The organism is Paraglaciecola sp. L1A13, from assembly GCF_009796745.1.
GTDB lineage: Bacteria > Pseudomonadota > Gammaproteobacteria > Enterobacterales > Alteromonadaceae > Paraglaciecola.
The window spans coordinates 2,682,221-2,701,744 of record NZ_CP047024.1; the positions used below are offsets into that span (position 1 = coordinate 2,682,221).

Consider the following 19,524-nt stretch of genomic DNA (forward strand, 5'->3'; position numbering starts at 1 on the left):
TTCATGCAGTTACGAAATCTAATCTTTTCTATATCTTTAATTTTACTAGGTGTTTTCACCTGTCAACTGGGCTACGCATCATCCGACTTGTTGGTTGAAAAACAACGTTTTGACATCGACACTTTTACAACGTTTGGCGGCAAAACCATTAAACAAGTACACGTTGGATGGGAAAGTTACGGCAAACTGAACAACGCTAAAGATAATGTGATATTGATCACCCACTATTTTAGTGCGAGTTCACATGCCGCCGGCAAATATCATCCAAGTGACCCTGCCCCAGGTTACTGGGACGCGATTATTGGTCCAGATAAGGCCATAGATACTAATAAATATTTTGTAATAAGCGTGGATACACTGGCGAACCTAAACGCCTTTGATCCTAATGTGATTACCACTGGACCGGCTTCAATCAATCCGGATACTGGTAAAGCCTATGGTTTGACCTTCCCAGTGGTGACCATCCGCGATTTTGTTAACGTGCAGAAAGCCTTATTAGAAAAGTTAGGTATATCTAGGCTACATGCAGTGGTCGGTGCGTCAATGGGCTCCATGCAAGCACTCGACTGGGCAACAGCTTATCCTCAGTGGGTACCTCGCATGATATCCGTTATCGGTTCAGGACAAAGCGATGCCTGGACCACCGCGCTGCTTGAGCAATGGGCAATACCCATTCGTTTGGATAAAAATTGGGCTGGCGGTGATTACTATGACGGCGAACGTCCAATGCAAGGACTAACTGCAGCGTTAATGTTTATTACTCAAGATGCCCTAACACCCGATTTTTTTAACACTACGGGAAAGACTCTTGGTTATTCAGCGATGGAACAAGACCCATTAAACGACATTAATAAAAATCACAGCATCGTTAATTGGTTACGTGGCAGAGCACAAAGCCGCGCTACGTTAATGGACGCCAATCATTTGCTGTATTTAGTGCGTGCTTCACAATTATATATGGCTGGCCACAATGGAAACTTACGTGATGCGTTGGCGCAAGTAACAGCAAAAACCTTATTTTTACCCTCAAGTAGTGACTTACTGCTCATGCCGTATTTGGCTAAAGATGCTGCTGGCACCCTTCAAGAATTAGGCAATAACACGCAATACCAAGCGCTTTCGGGTAATTTAGGGCACTTAAATGGCGTACTTGGGATCAGCCAATCGGCAAAAGCAATTAGCGCATTCCTACAAGAATAATAGATAAAAAGGAACATTATGAAAATTTCATCCACTATCCTAGGACGTACCTGTGTAAGTAGCGCATTTGCATTGTTGCTGGGTGCAACCCATGGAGATTTAGCCGCAAAACAAATCGCCGACCAAGCGCTTTCTAAAGGCAAGTTTAATCTCGATCTTTCCCATATTAGTCTTTCGGGGTTATCAAGTGGTGGTTATATGGCTACGCAGTTTGAGCTAGCGTATTCAGACTGGGTATCAGGTGTCGGTATTATTGCTGCAGGCCCTTATTATTGTGCACAAAATAGTATTCAAACTGCCCTAAGCCAATGTGTCAATCAGCTTAAAAGTCCGATTAGTTTGGATCTGCTCACCGACAAGGCTATTGAATGGCAAAAAGCGGGCAAGCTGCCTTCATTGAGCAATTTACAGCAACATAAAGTTTGGTTACTTAGCGGCTCCTTGGACACCAAGGTATTACCACAAGTTAATCAAGCCTTGTTTACCCAATATCAACACTGGGTAAAAGCCGAAAATATTGTCTATGTCACCGGTAAGCCCTTTGCTCATCTATTCCCCACATTAAATTCAGGTTCAAAATGTGATGTATCAGAAGCGCCATTTATCGGAAATTGTGACTACGACGCCGCTGGTGAAATGCTTAACTTTATCCAAGGTAAATTGAATCAACGTAACAAAACTCCAAACGGTCAATTAGTTGAAATTGATCAACATGAATTAGGCGGAAAACCAGCACAAAGCTTGGCTGATAACGGATACCTATATGTGCCTCAGTCTTGTCAAAAAGGTGAATCCTGTACGCTACATGTGAGCTTTCACGGTTGTAATCAAAATGCCAACGCTGTGGGCGACGTTTACGCAACACAAACGGGTCTTAATAACTGGGCAGACACCAATCATATGGTTGTTCTTTACCCACAAACAACAAGCTCCATGATGATGCCGCTCAACCCTCAAGGATGTTGGGACTGGTGGGGTTACACGGGCGAAGATTACGCCAATCAAAACGGTGAGCAAATTAGAGCCGTTAAACACATCATACACGCGTTATCGATACAAGAGACTCAACATGACTAAACCTAATCAGCATTCAGTATCACGGACCATACTTATCACTGGCGGAGCAAGCGGTATCGGCTTAGGCCTAGCGCAGCAGCTTGGCGCTAGTGGCCATAAGATTATTATTGCAGATATGAATTTAGACGCCGCTAATAACGCGGTTGATGAATTGGGTGCACAAGGAATAAGCGCCCGGGCAGTTATGCTCGATGTTACAGATACCCAGCAAGTCGCCGCGCTACCCGATATTTTAGCACCTGACATCGTTGATGTACTGATCAATAACGCAGGTATTCAGCATGTAGCCAAGCTAGAAGATTTTCCAGCGCAAAAATGGCAACAGCTAATTGATATCATGCTGGTCGCCCCAGCCATGTTAACCCAAGCATTCCTGCCCGGCATGCGCAGTAAAAACTACGGCCGCATCATCAATATCGGTTCGGTACATTCCCTTATTGCTTCGCCTTTTAAATCGGCTTATGTAGCGGCCAAGCATGGTCTACTCGGCTTTTCAAAAACGATTGCATTAGAAACCGGTGACTGCGATGTAACGATTAATACACTATGCCCTGCTTATGTAAAAACGCCATTAGTAGAAAAGCAAATAGCGGCTCAAGCAAAAGAGCATGGTATGAGTGAAGAAGATGTGATCAATAAAATCATGCTTGAACCTATGCCGAAAAAATCATTTATTCATATTGACGAATTGGTTAGTAGTGCAGCATTTTTAATGGAACACACTGCTCGTAATATCACCGCGCAAACGATTGTCATTGATGGTGGCTGGACAGCTCGATAGGCCTCTTTTTGCTTAATCTAAGCTACCAAATAAGGCCTGCCTTCTCAATATTTGAAGTCAGGCCTTTCTTATATAAACACAATGCCTCTATAGCTTACCGCTGTTACGTTCATCATTAACCTAATCACGCACTTGGCTCAACAAGGGTTGCAAGGTCAGGAGCTGAGTCTTGACTATTCAAACGACGAGATAAACACAGAAAAATATTTCACCGTCTGATTTTTCTGGTTTGACCTCTGATGAGATAATATTACTATCATGTAAACTTAATGTTAAATTTAATTATAAAGAGAGCTGATATGAAACTAGCCCGTATGTTTTTTACTGTGGTGTTATGCCTTACAACCTCATTTGTCGCCAGTGCATCTGACTACACTAAGACAAAGTACCCTATTGTGTTAGTACATGGTTTGTTTGGTTTTGACGACGTATTTGGTATCGATTACTTCTATCGCATCCCCAATTCACTTTCAAAAGATGGCGCAAAAGTGTTTATCGCCGCGGTTTCTGCGGCAAATAGCTCAGAAATCCGTGGAGAGCAACTTCTTTCCCAAGTCGAAGATATTTTGGCATTAACTGGCGCAGCTAAAGTTAATTTAATCGGCCATAGCCATGGTAGCCCTACGTCCCGCTACGTCGCTTCAGTCAGTCCACAACTTGTGGCATCGGTCACCAGCGTAGGGGGCGTAAATTGGGGCACACCGGTCGCTGATTTATTACGCAATTCACTGCCGGAAAATAGTATCCCTGAAACCGTGCTTGCTACTGTCGGCAATAACTTAGCTGGATTGATAGAGCTTCTCTCTGGTAACAGCCAATTACCGCAAAGTGCTATCGCGTCACTTGATTCCCTTAGCACAGCCGGATCATTGGCGTTCAATAACTCTTATCCTGAAGGCATACCCAATACCTACTGCGGTCAAGGTGATATATACGCAGAAAATGGTGTCGCTTATTTTTCATGGAGTGGTGCAAGACCGTTTACCAATGTGTTTGATCCCGTAGACGGTCCGCTTTCAGTGATTAGTTTATTATTTACTGAGCCTAATGATGGCCTTGTTTCTTCCTGTAGCAGCCACTTGGGCTACGTGATAAAAGACAACTACAAGATGAATCACCTTGACGAGGTAAATCAAACCTTGGGGATCCATCATCTGTTCGAAACCGACCCAATCACGCTTTATCGCAAACAGGCTAACCGTTTAAAAAATATGGGGCTATAGAAATTTTGCGGGGTATTTTAACACTTGTAGTAACTATCTTGGGACTCGGCGGTGCGTTATTCGCATACCGCTGGCTCTTGCCACCAATAGACATCAATTCCCAGACCCTATACGTTGCCCCCTCGCCTAATAACACCAGCGATAATGACATTCAGCAAAGCGATAAAATTGAGATAAGCGGGTTTCAAGAGGTGTCAAAAGCACACTGGTTTAATGAACTACTAAAGGATCGGCTGGACTCCTATATTGTTTCTTATCAAGAAGACGAGAAGGAAATGTGGCAAGCGTTTCGCACCCAATGCAGCTTATTCGCTGATTGCCATGGCTTAACCGCCTTGCTCGTTAGATATATTGATTATAAAAAAGCGTTAATGGAGATAGATGGACCCTCACCTCGGGATGTGAGCGCATTCGTTAGGCGCATGGATGATTTACACATCATACGTGAGCGATTCTTCACACCAGCAGAACATAACTTATTATTCGCCCAAGAAATCCAGTGGGATGAGGGAGCGTTACAACGTTTGGAAATTCAGTTGGACCCAACCCTAGATTTGGCCCAGAAACGCGATCTGCTCGAAGCACATATAGCCTCCTTGCCTGAATCGTCTAAATCGGCCCTTCAACCAACGTTTCAATTACATAAATTAATGAGACAGCGCCAACAAGGTGATGATAGTACCGAAAGTTATAACAACCTTGCTGCAGAGTTTGGTGAAGCGGCCGCGGAACGATTAATAACCTTGAAAATGCAACGTAGAAAATGGCAACAACGTGTGCTTGAGTTTGAAATGAAACGCAAGGATCTTAAACAGCAATATGAAAATGAGCAATTGAGTAATGAAGTACAAAAATTACAAAACCAATTATTCACGGCTAATGAAATTAGGCGTATTGCTGTTATTAGTGAGCAATAAGCGCCATCATCAATCTAAAAAAATGGCCTTTGCAAGACTGCAAAGACCATTATTTACGTTAACGTTTTAATTCTATTGCAAACTAACTTTTTCTGCGGCGTGATACTGCTGCTAAACCTATTAAGCCTAATCCAAACAATGCGATGGTGGCGGGAGCACTAGCTTGAACAGGAACGCCTATCGACTGACCGTTGCCTTGTGAGGAATATAAACTATTATCAAAAATAGCACCCGCTGTCAGGCCAATATCCGACATCATACTGTTAAAATCCCATGCTGCCTGCACATCCGCTAACCCTAAGCCCGCAGTTGTGCGAATACTTAGCTCTGCTTCTGACTCACCGCCTAAAATAGTGCCGTCTAAAATAAAAGAGTCAAAGTCTAGTGCAGCAAACAACAGACCGTCTTGTGCTTCAGCAAAAAGTGCATGAGCACCTGAGCCTAATGTTGTATCCGTCACAACTGCGCTATCAAAATTTGGGATTTCATCGATATAAATATTAAACCAAGCATTGCTTGTATCAAATAGAGGTGTGGAGCCAGCAAAGCTACTTACCATCAATCCACCAAATGCAAAGGTAAGTTCACAGGTACCACTATCACAGAACCCGCCAGGATCCCTACCATCATTAAAGCTGTAGAACTCACCCAAGCCAACAAGTTCAGTACCTACTGCGCCTGCTACCGCTGTATCAGATGTTATACGTTGATAATCATCTGCTGTATTAGCTGGTGTGCCATTGATGTCAGTAAACGTAGGCGTGGTAGTAAACCATTGTTGAAAGTTTACTTGATTAGACATGCCACCCGGTCCGAGATTAGTATCATCCCAAGAGATACCACCGGCTGAAACAACCGCCGCATTTACCCCCATACTGGATAGCGCTAAAATACCGCCAATTAGTAATTTTTTCATTCGTATATTCCTTTAAATAGGGCCATAAAAAATTGAATAAACTACTGCTTAATGGATATTCATTTGAACAAATTATGTTTGCTCTAACAACGAAATGCATATCTTAAACCACTTATATATCCACCTGATTTAAAGAGAAAAAATTTACCCTATAAAAAATCGAAAATGAATTATGTAAATAAAGCTGACATATTTTAGCGCAACAACACTGTAAGAATATTAAGGTCTACATACTAATTAAGCTTATGCGGCGAAAAAGATCTAATTGAGGTATTTGTTCAACGTTATCTAATACTCCATTCATTCTTTTTTCGACAATTTGGGATATCATCAGTATCTACTCGTGATCACGGGTAAATACATCAAAAAGGAGTCTATATGTCAGCAGTTACTGTAAATTTCACCCTTGAAAAAGAAACCAAAAATAGTGTGCGCTATAAAGAAGTGCCAGAAGAAGGAAAAGCGCCTGTGCTTGGTTCTATCTATGTACAAAAATGGTATGCGGGCTCGTCAAAGAATATCTCTTTAACGATTGAGAAAAAAGACTGAGCGCCAGACAGCTGAAATGGAGCATTTATACCTCACGCTTTCAATCTTCCTACGACAACTCAATATCCACTATAAAAATAGTACATGCGTTTAGCCTTCTCGCAGGCTGTGCATATCATCAATAAAATGCATCAGCGCTCGTGATTCAATTTTCTTTATTTTGGTTTGCTGCGCAACACTTAACATATGGTACATACTGGCCGCGCCAAAATCCCCGAAGATGATATTGGCGTTGTCATTGAGCAGGGTGTTGTGAGCATATAAGTCCCCATGACACACTTGGTTAGCATGTAAATGCTCAAAGACCTGCTGCATTTGATTGATTATTTTGTCGATTTGCCCTGATGACAGCGTAAACCCTTCCTCGAACGTATCCCGAGTGCAGCTATCTAGCGAAGGGGGTAGCCCAAGATTACGGTAGTCATGGGGAATTAATTCCATAATCAAAGCTAAATAATCTACCTCAGTGACCTGAGCAAGAGGCCGAACCAAATTCTTATGGCCACCAACTTTAAGGCAAACTTGTAATTCATCTTTTGGATAGCCATCACTGGTTACCTGCCCTTTAAATACTTTAACGGCCACCTGTGCTGGAAAGTCATAAATTTGTTCGTGCCATGTGGCCTTTGAAATGACGCCTGATGCGCCCTGACCTAATACTTGATGTAAGGCATAACTTGAAGATTTAACATGAGGTACCGATTCAATATGCACATCGGCATGCGAAAAAGGGTTCCCCGCAAACGCGAACCAAGCCAATTTTGGTAGGTTCAATAATTGCTCGGGGCACTCACTCAAATCGTTAGCAGAAATGCGCAGCAATTCTAGATTGTGTAGTTGATGCATGTTTTCAGGCAGACTTGTTAACTTATTCCCCGCTAGCGCGAGTTTTTGCAATCGAGGACGCTCGCCTAAGGTGTTTGGCAACACCTCTATTTGATTATCCGTTAAAATTAACCAACGCAGCTTGATGGGTAATGCGAGCTCAGGCACCTGCTTAATTTTATTGGCCTTAAACCCTACCATTTCCAAATTTTCGCATTGCCCCAACACTTCTGGCAAAATCTCAAATTGATTGTTAGAAGCGAAGATTATTTTAAGCTTAGTTAATTGCGTCAGCTCGATAGGTAACGAACGTAAGGCATTGCCTGACAGGTCGAGCACCTCAAGGCTATCCGATAACGTTAAAATCTCAATAGGAAATTCGGTAAGACCTTCAGATAAGCAGAGTCGAGTTATACCAACAAGCTCGCCATTTTTAAGCTGATTTAGGGTGTGCAAAATAGAAAATCCGATTTAGAAAGTTAAGAAATGTGACGCAGTAGAGCCATAGAAAACGCGATAGCCTACTTAAAAAGGGCAAAAAAAGATAGCTCACCGAATTCGAAATGCATCAATTTTAGTCGCTCACACCGAGTGTTAGGGCCAACGATTGAGCTTAATATGGACAAGTAAGGTAAAACCAAAAAACCACCATCGCTACGAGTATAGGAAGCATAATAAGTATCCTAAATTCTATACCCAGAGACCGCGTAATGAGGGATGAGGGATGAGCCATTAAACATCAAGTTTTTCTAAATACTCTTTTAAGACATGGGCATGACTATGTTTTTTGTCTTTTGCACCATATAGTAGGATGAGATTTTTCTGACTCACTTCTTCTAGGTGTTCTTTCGCCTCTTTTTTATTTTCGCTCAGTTCACTCAGATATTTTTTCCTAAATTCGCCCCATTTTTCCGGATCATGATCAAACCACTTTCGCAGATCGTTACTTGGAGCTAAGTCCTTCCAATGACCGTCAAGGCTAGCTTTATCTTTTGAAATGCCACGCGGCCACAAACGATCCACAAGGGCATGGTATCCCTGCGGCAGATCATCATCATAAATACGGTGAATACTAATATTCATTTCTCTTCCTTTTTTTCGCCGCCATTAGTCAATAACAACACTATGAAATTTAACGCTTCAAGGCGTTTGTTAGGCACGCGGTCTACCACATACGATTTTTTCATATTTCATGCTTTGCCCAAATTTTTTGATGAATTCAATATTGCCCACGCAATGTTCCGCTGGGATAACCTCGATAATACCTAGATTTGTTCCAATCCATTTTTCCTCGTCATAAAAGTAATAAAACTCCCATACCACGCCGCTCGGTAAATTCTGATAAGAGACATAGCACACCACCGAATCAAACATCTCAGAATCATGATTTTGGTCGCACTCACTCCGAGTTATAGAACCATTCTCTATAGTGACGCCTTTAAATAATTCTACCTTATCAGATGAATAGTATTTACTCAGTGCCTTCATCGTGTTTTCGGCGCTAAGCATCGAAGACGTAATATCAACGACACTTAGACTTGCCGCGACATTGCTAGATAAGATAATTAAAAAGACATAACGAAACTTCATAGTGTGCCTACCGCCCTAATCATCCTCACCGTTGTTTGGCGTTGCATGAATTTGCTTGTTATATTTTCTTGCTAAAATTGCACCAGAAAGCGTAAGTAAAAAGTAATATGTTGCTTCAAGTGCACTTGTAACGAAAAAACTTGTAATACTAACTACTAATGTCACTGACACTATCGCTAGTGAAGTTACATGAATAGTCCACAGTCCGAAAAAAGTGATGGCTGCCATAATGATACCCAACAATAACTTATAGCCAATACTCTCCTGCATCTTACCTTTTCGCTCACTCGAGTTTAGATATGTCTTTTGGAGCTTATCTAAGTTCGTCAAGTCAGCTTCAGTTAAATAGCCCTTTTCATTTACCTTTTGATATTGATGTTTATATTTCAATTCAATGTTTGATGGTTGTGAATTACTTATTTCCCTAGAAAATACTGAGAGTAGAAAAAGTAAGGTACAAACGACTACGAGCTTCAAATTATTCATCGGGAAACATAACTAATTGGCAACTATTTTGGCTCAGGTAATACTGGTGGCGTACTATCCATATAAGTTAAGAAGTTTGACCAAATCTCATGAGTTCTCTGTTTCGTTAACTTCGTTTTGCAAGAAATAGCCATGACACCTCGGATAGACCCACCCCGCCACTGCGTGTAAACAGAATCGCAATGAGATGACATATAACTTTGCCAATCCTTTTGAGCTACTTTTATTGATTTTATCAATTCTGGGTCATCAGCATTATGAGAAAAGCTTGCTTCCAAATACTTAGTTAGCTCCCCTTCTGTGGATTCTAATTTGATAAATGCACATTGATTAATCTGTAGTGTATTCATAGCATTATCACAATCGAGAGTCTTATCCGCCGCTGAAACTGCAAACGAGAAACTAACCATAGCTAATACAATATACTTTCTCATCATTTTCCTCTTGAGTGCTTAACGCCCGCCTAACAGGCGTAAAATGCTTGGCTAAAATAAGGAACAAAGTGACGCAGCCAAGCTTTTTACGTCCTTTGTTGAGGCGTTTGTTAGGCAAACTTTTTTGCGACAATGCTCTTTGTTTTAGCACTTTGAATTAAATCTAAAAACTCCAATTTATTTAACTCTTCGTTAAACCATAATATTTTAACACCATAATTTCCGCGATCACTTAATAACAATTTATCAAAAAGTTCATCTGATCGGTTCTTGTCTTCAAGTTCTGCTTGTAAAGTCGAAAATTCTAAAATAGATTTTTCAAAATATTCAGCGCTACAGTTTTTAGGAAACATCAGTTTCAAAGAGATGTTACGATCATCTTTATTCAAAGTGTGCATTATAGAAAAGTGCATCGTAAAAATAGTTTCTTTTACTACACCATTCATAGTTACAATTTGAAATTCATTTTCAGGATTTATTGCTTTGTTATACAATTTATTTTTCAAAAATGACTTAAACATTTCGTAATGATCTTCTGCTGCCTTTTTCAAAAAAGTCTCGTAGTAAGGCTTAAGAATAATCAAAGAAAAACCTGTTGGAATAATCCAGTCTAAAGATGCGTATGGACCTTTTCTTGAATGCTCTTCAATTTCTAGTTCAATGTTTAGTTCATTTAGTGAATATTGAATATCTGAAAGGCTTTCAGCACCAAAATGTTTATCTATTGAAATTTTTAAATGTGACAAAGTGCTGTCCTTTTTCTATGTTTGCCTAACGCCTAATTAGCTTTCAATTTACAATATTTAGTTACCTTAACTATTGTAGGTTGATATAAAAGCAATTGTATTGCCAACACTATGTGCAATTATAGTAGGCCATAGGTTGCGTCCACAACGATAGTAAGCCGTTCCCCATATTAAGGCTAAAACACCAGCACCCACTATCCCTCGAGCTCCTTGCCAAAAATGAGCTAAACCAAAAATCAGTGAAGATACAACAATTGCCAGTATCCAACTTTTAGTTGTACCACCAAACTTTTTCGCAAGAAAATTCATAATGAATCCTCTAAAAAGTAACTCTTCACCAATAACGGCTAACCACATTAAAGGAGTAAGTAAGAGTAACAAAGGTAAATTTCCTACCAATACACTTTTTCTAGAAGATGAGTCCGTCACTGTCCCGACAATAAGATCGAAAGACTCCATGACGATAGAGCCACTAACAAGTCCAATCAGTATAATGATTAATGCCCAAAGAGATGCGAACAATAATGATCTAAATTTAGTACTGCCAAATGTGGGCCACGACAACCCAAGTTCTCCAAGGTAATTACCATTACTTTTATATATAAAAATTAAAGAGATTGTCAAAAAGAAATAGGGAATACTTCCACCTAACACAGGTAGAAAATCAAAAATATGACCAAAGTTTTTTGATTCACGTATATAAATTAAAACTGCAAACACGCAAAAGGTAATAATGTAGAGGTAATTAGTTTTTTTGCTAGATATTTTGTCAACTAAATTTTCCATTTTAAATCCCTTTAAATAATCTTACGCCCAAGCCCGCATTGAAAGCTAACGCCCAGCTAATAAGTGAACCAAAGCGGGCGGGCGATTTGCTCCGCAAATGGCATGACGGATTTGGTGAATCTTAATTTAGCGTCTTGTTATGTTGCATTAACACAAGGGTAACCAATTTCTGCAATGTCTTTTACTAGCTGCTTTAATGATACTTCTGGGTTTACTTCTTTAACCAATTCATCTGTTAAAGGTAAATGATTATATAACTTTGTAATAGTCACAACATCCAAATCCACTTCATAGTACTCTTGCGCAAATACCTTATATGTTTCTGGGTTGCAGTCGAAGATTTCTAAAAGATATTCTGAACCATCGGGATCTTCATCATCTGCAAATTCGAAATCACCTTTAGCCCAAAATTTTGCTGAGTGAAGTTTCCAAATACAAAATGAAATATTATCCATAGAAAAAGCTGGCTCTTTAGAGGCTGCTATGAATTCAGGTGGCAATCCTTTTAATAAGTCTGGCCATGGTAATTGACCATCCGTACTCCAAGAGGACATTGCAGATTCATGATCAAAACCTTTAACAAAACAACCAGCTTGATTGAATAGTACAGAGAAGTCATCACCGCAACCGTTTCTCATCGTACCCATTTGTTCATTTTCATCCCATTTTGAGTTGAACGAATAAAATCGTTCATCCCATTCAGGGGACATAATTGCATCTAGCATTGCGAGTGATTGGAGTAGCTTTTTTAACTCCAAGATTTCTGGCATAGAGTTTAAATTTTTAGTTGATATAGCATCCAATGCTGGAAACTCCTTTTGCAACATAACGCTTACAATAACGGGAAAAGCTAAGCGATAGCGAGGCTTTTTCCCAATGAGCGAAGCGAATGTTGTTGATTGTTTTGTTAGGCATTTTGCCCCCGTAATTTTACAAACGAAACTAGTAACATCACTGGAAAAAACCACAGTGCTAAAACTACAAATATTAGCAAAGGATTGAACAATACGAAGAAAGGCATATAAAAATGATAAAGAGGAACGTTAAGAGCAAAGCCCAAAGCTTCTGAACCAACAAAACCAGAGCATTTAAAACCGACCAGCATGGCGTCATAAGCGTAACACCCGACGAATTCTGACGGTTTGGAACCATACTCTATTAAATTAAAGATTATAATATTGCCGATAATCAATCCTACAACCAATACAACATAAGCTATTGATAGATTTCTTAGTAACTTCCAATCTTTGATGTTCACTTTAATGCCTAACGCCGCAATAAGCGGACTAAAATAGTGGGTTATAATGTGTAGCGAAGCGAAACGTAACCCACTGTTTTAGTTCCGTTTAATTACCTTGTTATAGCGCTTAACCTCGGAGGTTTAGTTATTAAATAGCATTAATGTGTTGCGCAAATGTAGGTTCCATCAGGATTTTTCTGATACCCAGTATAAGCTCCACCACAAACGTAAGTGCCATTAGAATTTTTCTGATATCCAGTATAAGCGCCACCACAAACGTAAGTGCCATCAGGATTTTTCTGATACCCCGTATAAGCACCACCACAAACGTAAGTACCATCAGAATTTTTCTGATACCCAGTATAAGCACCGCCACAGACGTAAGTTCCATCAGGATTTTTCTGATAGCCAGTATAAGCTCCACCACAAACGTAAGTGCCATCAGGATTTTTCTGATAACCAGTGTAACCACCACCACAAACGTAAGTTCCATTAGAATTTTTCTGGTAACCAGTATAAGCACCGCCACAAACATAAGTGCCATTAGGATTTTTTTGGTAACCAGTATAAGCACCACCGCAAACGTAGGTGCCGTTCGGATTTTTCTGGTAACCAGTATAAGCACCGCCACAAACATAAGTGCCATTAGGATTTTTTTGGTAACCAGTATAAGCACCACCACAAACGTAGGTGCCGTTCGGATTTTTCTGATATCCAGTATAAGCTGAACCACAAATATACGTACCATCTGGGTTACGTTGATAGCCGGTGTATCCCATTTTATTCTGTAATTTCATATTTACTCCTAGCCAACTTATGTGGCGCTATAACGCTTATTATCGAGCATGTCGTATATGCAACTGCTCGGATTAATTTTTAATGCTCTTATAACAAGCATCTACCTTTTGATTCTATTGGGTATTTTCACTCGCTACACTGTTTTTACCGCAATAAGCGTAAAAACAAAAGGAGACTCGAATTTAACGCGACTTTTATGTTTCCTATTAAAAACGATGTGAAAAATATTTTCCATATTTAAATTAATCACTTAGCAATTTTATGAATAACAAAGTGAGACTTAAAAAATGTATATAATAGGAAGGGATTGTGCTTATTTATCGAAACTCCCATTATACCTGTATACATAAACAGTGCATATTAAGCTTAGATCTTGGCCTATAAAAAGTCGCTCGCGGTGAGCTAACGGAAGGGTTTATTAATCTGTTATTAAACACATCAATCCGCTCCATTGATCCTGATATTATGCGCCTTGTTTTTTCTCGTTGACCATTATCAATAGTTCAGCTGCGGCTTGGGCATCGCACAAGGCTCTGTGATGGTTATCTAGTGATAAGCCATATTCCTTTGTCAGTTTTCCCAATGAATACGACGTTGAACCGGGGTAATACTTACGCATCTCGCGCACAGTGCACAACTTAGGCATAGAGAAGGTACGCGCTAATCGTTCGTATTCTAATTTGAAAAAGCCGTAATCAAAATTCACATTATGGGCAACAAAGATGCTGTTTTGCATAAAGCGCTCTAACTCATCTACGACTTCGCAAAAAAGCGGCGCGTCGCGCACCATATCGTTACTAATACCAGTCAAACGGGTAATAAAGTGTGGAATACGGCGTTCAGGATTAATAAGGCTGGTCCAGCTATCAACGACCTGACCGTCAACAATTTTCACTGCCCCTATTTCAGTAATACGATGACCAGGTTTGCATCCACCTGTGGTTTCTACGTCAATGACCACGTAGGATTGTTTGGGGTTGTAGCGCCATTCAACTTGGCATACACCCACATCAAACCCAGCATTTTGCAACGCATCAATACTCACCAATTGGTTAGCGCGTAACTGATCTCCTGGAGCTTTTACTTCTTCAAAGCGTAACTGTTTGTGCTCGATAACCATCAAATCTGGGTAACCATCTTTTAAACCTTGATAGTTCTGCGCCATTGCGCGCAGATGGTTAGCGACATGCTCGCCATCTGCATGCTGTAAAAACGTGCGTAGTACTTCCAACATATTACTGTTCCAGCGAAATATGCCATTGGGTTGACCGTAATAGCACGTGGCGATACTGGTTAGATACCTAAACGCTTCTTGACAATCGGATTGACCGTTTGATTTTTGTGTAAATACAGCTAACTGTGTTTCGACTTGCTCACCCAGTTCAATATACAAACGATTTTCACGGACTAAACGGGGACGTCTATCAAATTCTGAGCCCGTCGCCCGTTCTGCTTCATTAAATAGCAAAGACCAAAACGTTAGCCCGAAAAGCGCCCGAAACAAACGATTCTCTGTGCGAAAAACCGCGACCGAATGAGTGACTTTATCTTGCATACTGCCAGTATTACTTGGCTCTACAATTTCATTTTGTGCCTCATAGTGGTGTTTCACCCCTACTTCAACCCGCTCTTTGTATATTTCATCAACAAATACCTTGCGGCTGTTATCTCGTAATCGTTGTGTGCGCACACTTAACTTTACTTGATTGAACTTTCGTTGGTAAAAATCAAACGCAAAAAGGCTTAATTCGTCATCTTGAGGGTTTCGCAAGATATCCTCTAAGGCTGTTTTGGCCGTATTTTTGTTAATTTTGTAGGTTTCTCGGATCCACCGTTCTTGCGCCTTTTGATGAGCTGACATTTTCCATAAGGCTAAAGCTCGGCTGTGATCCAGCGAAAACAGTGCGACCCCCAATGAATACAATAGATTTGCTGCGTATTCATTAGCAAGAGAGCCGTGAGGGGGTTGCAAAATGCGGACATCGTGGCTCAATATCAGTAATGCTTGCTCATTCATATGGGCAATTTTTGCCGATGCACTAGCAAAGAAAAAAGCACTTTTTGCTTCCTGTAACTGACTGAATCGCGGCCCTTGTTGCTTGTCCTTATTTCTGGTTTTGAGCACGCCTAAATCCCGCATAGAAAACTTATCTAGGGCGCTGTTAAGGTTACCAAAAAACAAAAAGAGTAAATATTGCCACTGCTGCACAAAGGTTTTAACTTTGATGTCAGCGAAAAAAGGATGTTGCAGAACGCTCTTAGGCTCAAGGACATTGACTAAATTAAGCAACACTGCTTTGGGTGCGCTTTTTTTAAAGGGTATGCTTTGTGCCAAAAGCAGCTCAATAAGCTGCATTTTATTTAATGTATGCAGTAGTTCAGGAACGTCCCATTCGGTTACGTGACGTAAAAAACCCTGATCAGTTAGATGGATTAATTGCTGCTGACAATGTGCTATCTCGCCATAAATTAGTTTACTGCAGGTGACAAACTCACTCCGGCGGTTAATCACGCGGACCAACATACACTGGGCGTTATGCTCAAGTTGTTTAAACATGTGAATAAAATTGACATGTTCCGGGCGTAATAATTGCGCCGAATGCTGCTCAGTATGGGCAATAAACTCATTAAAATGATCGAGGTAATACTTCTCTGGTAACACTAACATGCTACTGTCCTAGGCTGTCTTCTAGGGTTATGCCGTCTACTAACAAACAAAAATCCCCTTCTTGGCGATCACTGATCAAAAAACCCAGTTGAACAACATCTGACCATTGGAGCGGCGCAGCATCTAGCACGCGTTTACCTCTTAGTGTCGCTGTAAATTCACTTAACTTAAAACAAAAGTTCTGCCACACATTAGCTTGGGTCTTGAAACCCGCCCCATAGGAAGGCGCCCCCTTCCCAACACCTTGTTTAAGCCGCAACTGATAGCGTTTACCATCACCCATAACCCGAATACACAGCATACTGTCAGTGGCTATACTGGTGACAAATACACGCCTATTGACCGAAGCAAACCCGCCATTGTTATCTAGGGAAACGTGACCGCTAAATACGGCGAGTTTATCAACGTGGGTCAGCTGACTTTTAGAAGCCCCGCCCATCACCCCATCGTTCACCGATTGCCAGTTATCATTTTCATTTATTTTAAAAAGATTAATCATTGGTGCCGAGTCCATACTATATTGCCTACGCATTCTATACAGTGGTTTATACAGTATTTTAACCAGCTTTCGCATCTTGATGCAACAAGGGTGTGGTGGATATTGTTGCGCTTGCTCCTTTGATCATTGTTATTTTAACGCTCTGGCTTAATATTTCGCATACCGCCATGTTTCCATCAAGCGAGGAAAACCATTGTGCCTGCTCAATACCCTTGGGCAAAATCGCGCAGTAACCGTCCATTGCATGACCTAGGCATAGCGTTTATTCTTTAGGTCACAAGCGATCCAATTAGTGAATATTAATTTTGAAAATTAAAGCTGTATGTTTAATGTTCGGTTTGTACTGTGGAAGCTCACAGGCCACACCAACTATCGACACGCCCCCCCCCAGCGACGCCCAAGTGATTGACCGATTCGCCCAACTTGCCCTTGAATGTGTGCATAAAGAGTACCCCAACATAATTAAACATATGATGACCGGTGACGAGGATGTGAAAACACCTAAGCAACTCTACCCTGCTTTTTATGGCTGTTTTGATTGGCACTCATCTGTACACGGACATTGGTTGCTGACACGAATAGCCAGCCAACACCCTGAGACAGCAAGCTATCAAGACATCATGACCAGTCTTGACCAAAGTTTTACTGAAGCCAATATTGCTGGGGAGCTCGCCTACTTTAACCGTCAAAATACCGGAACCAGTTTTGAGCGTCCTTATGGCTTAGGGTGGTTTTTACAACTTACCACTGAATTACGCGAATGGGATAATCCACAAGCAAAAAAATGGTTGACCCATTTAACGCCATTAGAAGATAAAATTATTGCCAATATAAGCGATTGGTTGCCTAAGCTCTCCTTTCCTATTCGTGTAGGCGAACATAGCCAAACAGCATTTGCATTTGGCTTAATGTTGGACTGGAGTAAGACGGCTAATAATCAAAGGTTTCATGACCTACTGACACAAACTATTACGCGCCTATACCGTGATGACAAGGATTGTCCACTTGCTTATGAACCCTCAGGACAAGATTTTTTGTCCCCTTGTATTGCTGAAGCAGACTTAATGCGCCGAGTGCAATCAACAACTGAGTACACAAAATGGTTGTCTGATTTTTTACCAACTCTACCTAAAAATGGTGATAGTAATTGGTTAAACGTTGCCACCGTTGTTGATAAAAGTGATGGCAAGCTTGCGCATCTGGATGGTTTGAATTTAAGCCGTGCCTGGATGCTTGAAGGGATTGCCTCAGGCTTAAATATTGAAGACCCGAGAAGGTTGGCCATTCTCAATGCAGCTAAAGCCCACAAACAAGCCGGCATAAACTCGGTTATTCACGATATGCACTATATGGGCAGCCATTGGTTAGGCAGTTTTGCGACTTATTTGGAGACCCAACGCGGTTTACCGGTTAACTAAACGTGAAGGCCGGTCTCATCAATCCCTTGATTAAAAATTAATGAGCGTTGGCCATATATCAATATTTAAATTGCAGGGGCAGCAAGTGACGCCTGCCCCTATTCGATGTTTATTTACGAAGACTAATTTTCAATGTTAGGTTTTTTCGTACTCTTCAACTTTTACCCATTGTTGGTTATGTTTTTCAACTTCAAAACGCGCCCAATTGTGAAATTCACTGCGCAAACACATATGTGTCTCGTACCCCCCATCACCCGCTAGAACTTTGTAAATTACCTTATCTTTGCTCTTTGGGGTATTCACAGGCGCGGCATCAACGACCTGGCGGATACTCCAAAGCTTACCCAACTTGCCATTGCTGTATATATGCCCAGCAACAATTTTTGCTGGATGCGTAATGTTCTTTTCTGCGTGTTTTTTCGCAAGCTCTAATAAGTCGGTTAATCCGTCAGGAGTAATATCAACATAGGAATCAAGTTCTTGCATTGCAGCGGCAAAATCTTCTTGAGTGAGTTCGTGCTCTCGCTCGCTGGATTGTGGACTTATGGGTCTCTTTAATTTGTGCGCCAAATGCACAGGGTAACGACGCCATCCAAAACACCAATTAAATACGACAGTGACAGTCATAATCACTGTAATATTTATGGCTAAAGGCATTAACAAAAATTGGAAACCTAGCGCGTTTATATCCGCACCACCAATAACAATCGTCAATGCTGTCGCGCCGCCAGGCGGGTGCACACAACGTAAGTAATACATAGCACCAATAGCACCACCAACCGCTAGCGCTGCCACCCAAGGGCCATTACCTAACAATTTTACGCTCATTATCCCCAATATCGCCGAAATAAAATGCCCCCCTATAACTGCCCAAGGCTGAGAAAGCGCTCCATGTGGCACAGCAAAGAGTAATACAGCCGTTGCCCCCATCGAGGCGATAACCAATACACTGGAATTGGCACTTAATATCTGAGCCTGCACAATCACATGCATTACCCACATAATTCCGGCTATGCCAAGACCTCCACCTAGGGCAGAGATAAGTTTTTCGTTATGGCTGGTGGTGTTGGCTGAGAATCCAAAGAGTTGTTTAAATTCGTGAAAAGTGGCGCGTAGCTTCATCAAATAAATGGGACGTAAGGAAAACAAGCGCAGATCCTAATGAAAAAACGTGCTTATATGCAAGCGCTTCTCTATATTCACTAAGCGTAACTTAGCTATTTAAAGTCTAATTTGCCGAACTTTACGTTTAATACGTGGCAAAAACTAGCACAATACACTGCCTCCAGCGGCAAATAGATTCCTTCGATAAAACCTCGTAAATCTATGGTATCGACAGCGTGCCTTTTTTATTAATGTTTATAAGTCTTT

The 19,524-nt window shown here is 41.0% G+C and carries 22 protein-coding genes; 7 read left to right on the plus strand and 15 right to left on the minus strand.

Translation table 11 applies throughout. The annotated features are described in order from the left end of the window. The first annotated feature begins 3 nt into the window (after nt 1-3). The 5 genes from GQR89_RS11145 to GQR89_RS11165 all read left to right on the plus strand — a co-directional run bounded on the left by GQR89_RS11145 (nt 4) and on the right by GQR89_RS11165 (nt 5,198). Nucleotides 4-1,200 carry a homoserine O-acetyltransferase gene (locus tag GQR89_RS11145; protein WP_158770120.1) on the plus strand — a complete coding sequence of 399 codons (1,197 nt, stop codon included), beginning with the start codon at nt 4-6 and terminating at the stop codon, nt 1,198-1,200. A gap of 18 nt (nt 1,201-1,218) precedes the next feature. Next, nucleotides 1,219-2,277, plus strand: coding sequence for a PHB depolymerase family esterase (locus GQR89_RS11150; protein ID WP_158770121.1), 1,059 nt, complete (start codon nt 1,219-1,221; stop codon nt 2,275-2,277). Continuing rightward, nucleotides 2,270-3,058: a 3-hydroxybutyrate dehydrogenase gene (locus GQR89_RS11155; RefSeq protein WP_158770122.1), complete on the plus strand. Its 789-nt coding sequence runs from the start codon at nt 2,270-2,272 to the stop codon at nt 3,056-3,058. The genes GQR89_RS11150 and GQR89_RS11155 overlap by 8 nt, the downstream gene beginning before the upstream one ends. Before the next feature lie 299 nt (nt 3,059-3,357). Beyond that, nucleotides 3,358-4,281 (plus strand): triacylglycerol lipase, encoded by a 924-nt coding sequence (locus tag GQR89_RS11160; RefSeq protein WP_158770123.1) that lies wholly within the window; start codon nt 3,358-3,360, stop codon nt 4,279-4,281. A 5-nt stretch (nt 4,282-4,286) separates the two neighbouring features. Beyond that, a complete protein-coding gene (locus GQR89_RS11165) occupies nt 4,287-5,198 on the plus strand; it encodes a lipase chaperone family protein (RefSeq protein ID WP_158770124.1) in 912 nt (303 codons plus the stop codon). 82 nt (nt 5,199-5,280) lie between these two features. On the opposite strand, the gene GQR89_RS11170 is transcribed toward GQR89_RS11165, so the two are convergent. Next, entirely contained in the window at nt 5,281-6,114 is an 834-nt protein-coding gene (locus tag GQR89_RS11170) for a PEP-CTERM sorting domain-containing protein (protein ID WP_158770125.1), read from the minus strand. A 378-nt stretch (nt 6,115-6,492) separates the two neighbouring features. Between GQR89_RS11170 and GQR89_RS21335 the strand changes: the two genes are divergently transcribed. After that, the gene (locus GQR89_RS21335) at nt 6,493-6,663 is read left to right on the plus strand and encodes a hypothetical protein (RefSeq protein ID WP_199271314.1); all 171 of its coding nucleotides are present in this window, start codon (nt 6,493-6,495) and stop codon (nt 6,661-6,663) included. Between the two features lie 90 nt (nt 6,664-6,753). Here GQR89_RS21335 and GQR89_RS11175 read toward each other — a convergent pair whose 3' ends face one another. From GQR89_RS11175 to GQR89_RS11235, 13 genes are all read right to left on the minus strand, one after another. Further along, a complete protein-coding gene (locus tag GQR89_RS11175) occupies nt 6,754-7,944 on the minus strand; it encodes a leucine-rich repeat-containing protein kinase family protein (RefSeq protein ID WP_158770126.1) in 1,191 nt (396 codons plus the stop codon). Nucleotides 7,945-8,220: 276 nt separating this feature from the next. Beyond that, nucleotides 8,221-8,571: a DUF488 domain-containing protein gene (locus GQR89_RS11180; RefSeq protein ID WP_158770127.1), complete on the minus strand. Its 351-nt coding sequence runs from the start codon at nt 8,569-8,571 to the stop codon at nt 8,221-8,223. 69 nt (nt 8,572-8,640) lie between these two features. Then, nucleotides 8,641-9,078: a hypothetical protein gene (locus GQR89_RS11185; protein ID WP_158770128.1), complete on the minus strand. Its 438-nt coding sequence runs from the start codon at nt 9,076-9,078 to the stop codon at nt 8,641-8,643. Nucleotides 9,079-9,093: 15 nt separating this feature from the next. After that, on the minus strand, nt 9,094-9,564 hold the full coding sequence (locus tag GQR89_RS11190) for a hypothetical protein (RefSeq protein WP_158770129.1): 471 nt from the start codon (nt 9,562-9,564) through the stop codon (nt 9,094-9,096). Nucleotides 9,565-9,587: 23 nt separating this feature from the next. After that, nucleotides 9,588-9,998 carry a lysozyme inhibitor LprI family protein gene (locus GQR89_RS11195; RefSeq protein WP_158770130.1) on the minus strand — a complete coding sequence of 137 codons (411 nt, stop codon included), beginning with the start codon at nt 9,996-9,998 and terminating at the stop codon, nt 9,588-9,590. Nucleotides 9,999-10,108: 110 nt separating this feature from the next. Then, nucleotides 10,109-10,744, minus strand: coding sequence for a hypothetical protein (locus GQR89_RS11200; protein WP_158770131.1), 636 nt, complete (start codon nt 10,742-10,744; stop codon nt 10,109-10,111). 66 nt (nt 10,745-10,810) lie between these two features. Then, complete coding sequence (locus GQR89_RS11205) at nt 10,811-11,530, minus strand: CPBP family intramembrane glutamic endopeptidase (RefSeq protein WP_158770132.1); 720 nt, start codon at nt 11,528-11,530, stop codon at nt 10,811-10,813. Nucleotides 11,531-11,667: 137 nt separating this feature from the next. Then, nucleotides 11,668-12,333, minus strand: a complete 666-nt coding sequence (locus GQR89_RS11210) for a hypothetical protein (RefSeq protein ID WP_158770133.1) — start codon at nt 12,331-12,333, stop codon at nt 11,668-11,670. 104 nt (nt 12,334-12,437) lie between these two features. Next, on the minus strand, nt 12,438-12,788 hold the full coding sequence (locus tag GQR89_RS11215) for a hypothetical protein (RefSeq protein WP_158770134.1): 351 nt from the start codon (nt 12,786-12,788) through the stop codon (nt 12,438-12,440). A 140-nt stretch (nt 12,789-12,928) separates the two neighbouring features. Next, a complete protein-coding gene (locus GQR89_RS11220; RefSeq protein WP_158770135.1) occupies nt 12,929-13,567 on the minus strand; it encodes a hypothetical protein in 639 nt (212 codons plus the stop codon). Nucleotides 13,568-14,031: 464 nt separating this feature from the next. Then, entirely contained in the window at nt 14,032-16,236 is a 2,205-nt protein-coding gene (locus GQR89_RS11225) for an exonuclease domain-containing protein (RefSeq protein WP_158770136.1), read from the minus strand. 1 nt (nt 16,237) lies between these two features. Then, entirely contained in the window at nt 16,238-16,735 is a 498-nt protein-coding gene (locus GQR89_RS11230; RefSeq protein WP_233268944.1) for a CIA30 family protein, read from the minus strand. A 58-nt stretch (nt 16,736-16,793) separates the two neighbouring features. Beyond that, on the minus strand, nt 16,794-16,976 hold the full coding sequence (locus GQR89_RS11235; protein ID WP_158770137.1) for a hypothetical protein: 183 nt from the start codon (nt 16,974-16,976) through the stop codon (nt 16,794-16,796). A gap of 64 nt (nt 16,977-17,040) precedes the next feature. On the opposite strand from GQR89_RS11235, the gene GQR89_RS11240 reads away from it, so the two are divergent. Further along, nucleotides 17,041-18,153 (plus strand): DUF2891 domain-containing protein, encoded by a 1,113-nt coding sequence (locus GQR89_RS11240; RefSeq protein ID WP_158770138.1) that lies wholly within the window; start codon nt 17,041-17,043, stop codon nt 18,151-18,153. Between the two features lie 135 nt (nt 18,154-18,288). Here GQR89_RS11240 and GQR89_RS11245 read toward each other — a convergent pair whose 3' ends face one another. After that, nucleotides 18,289-19,302 carry an HPP family protein gene (locus tag GQR89_RS11245; protein ID WP_233268945.1) on the minus strand — a complete coding sequence of 338 codons (1,014 nt, stop codon included), beginning with the start codon at nt 19,300-19,302 and terminating at the stop codon, nt 18,289-18,291. Between the last annotated feature and the right edge of the window lie 222 nt (nt 19,303-19,524).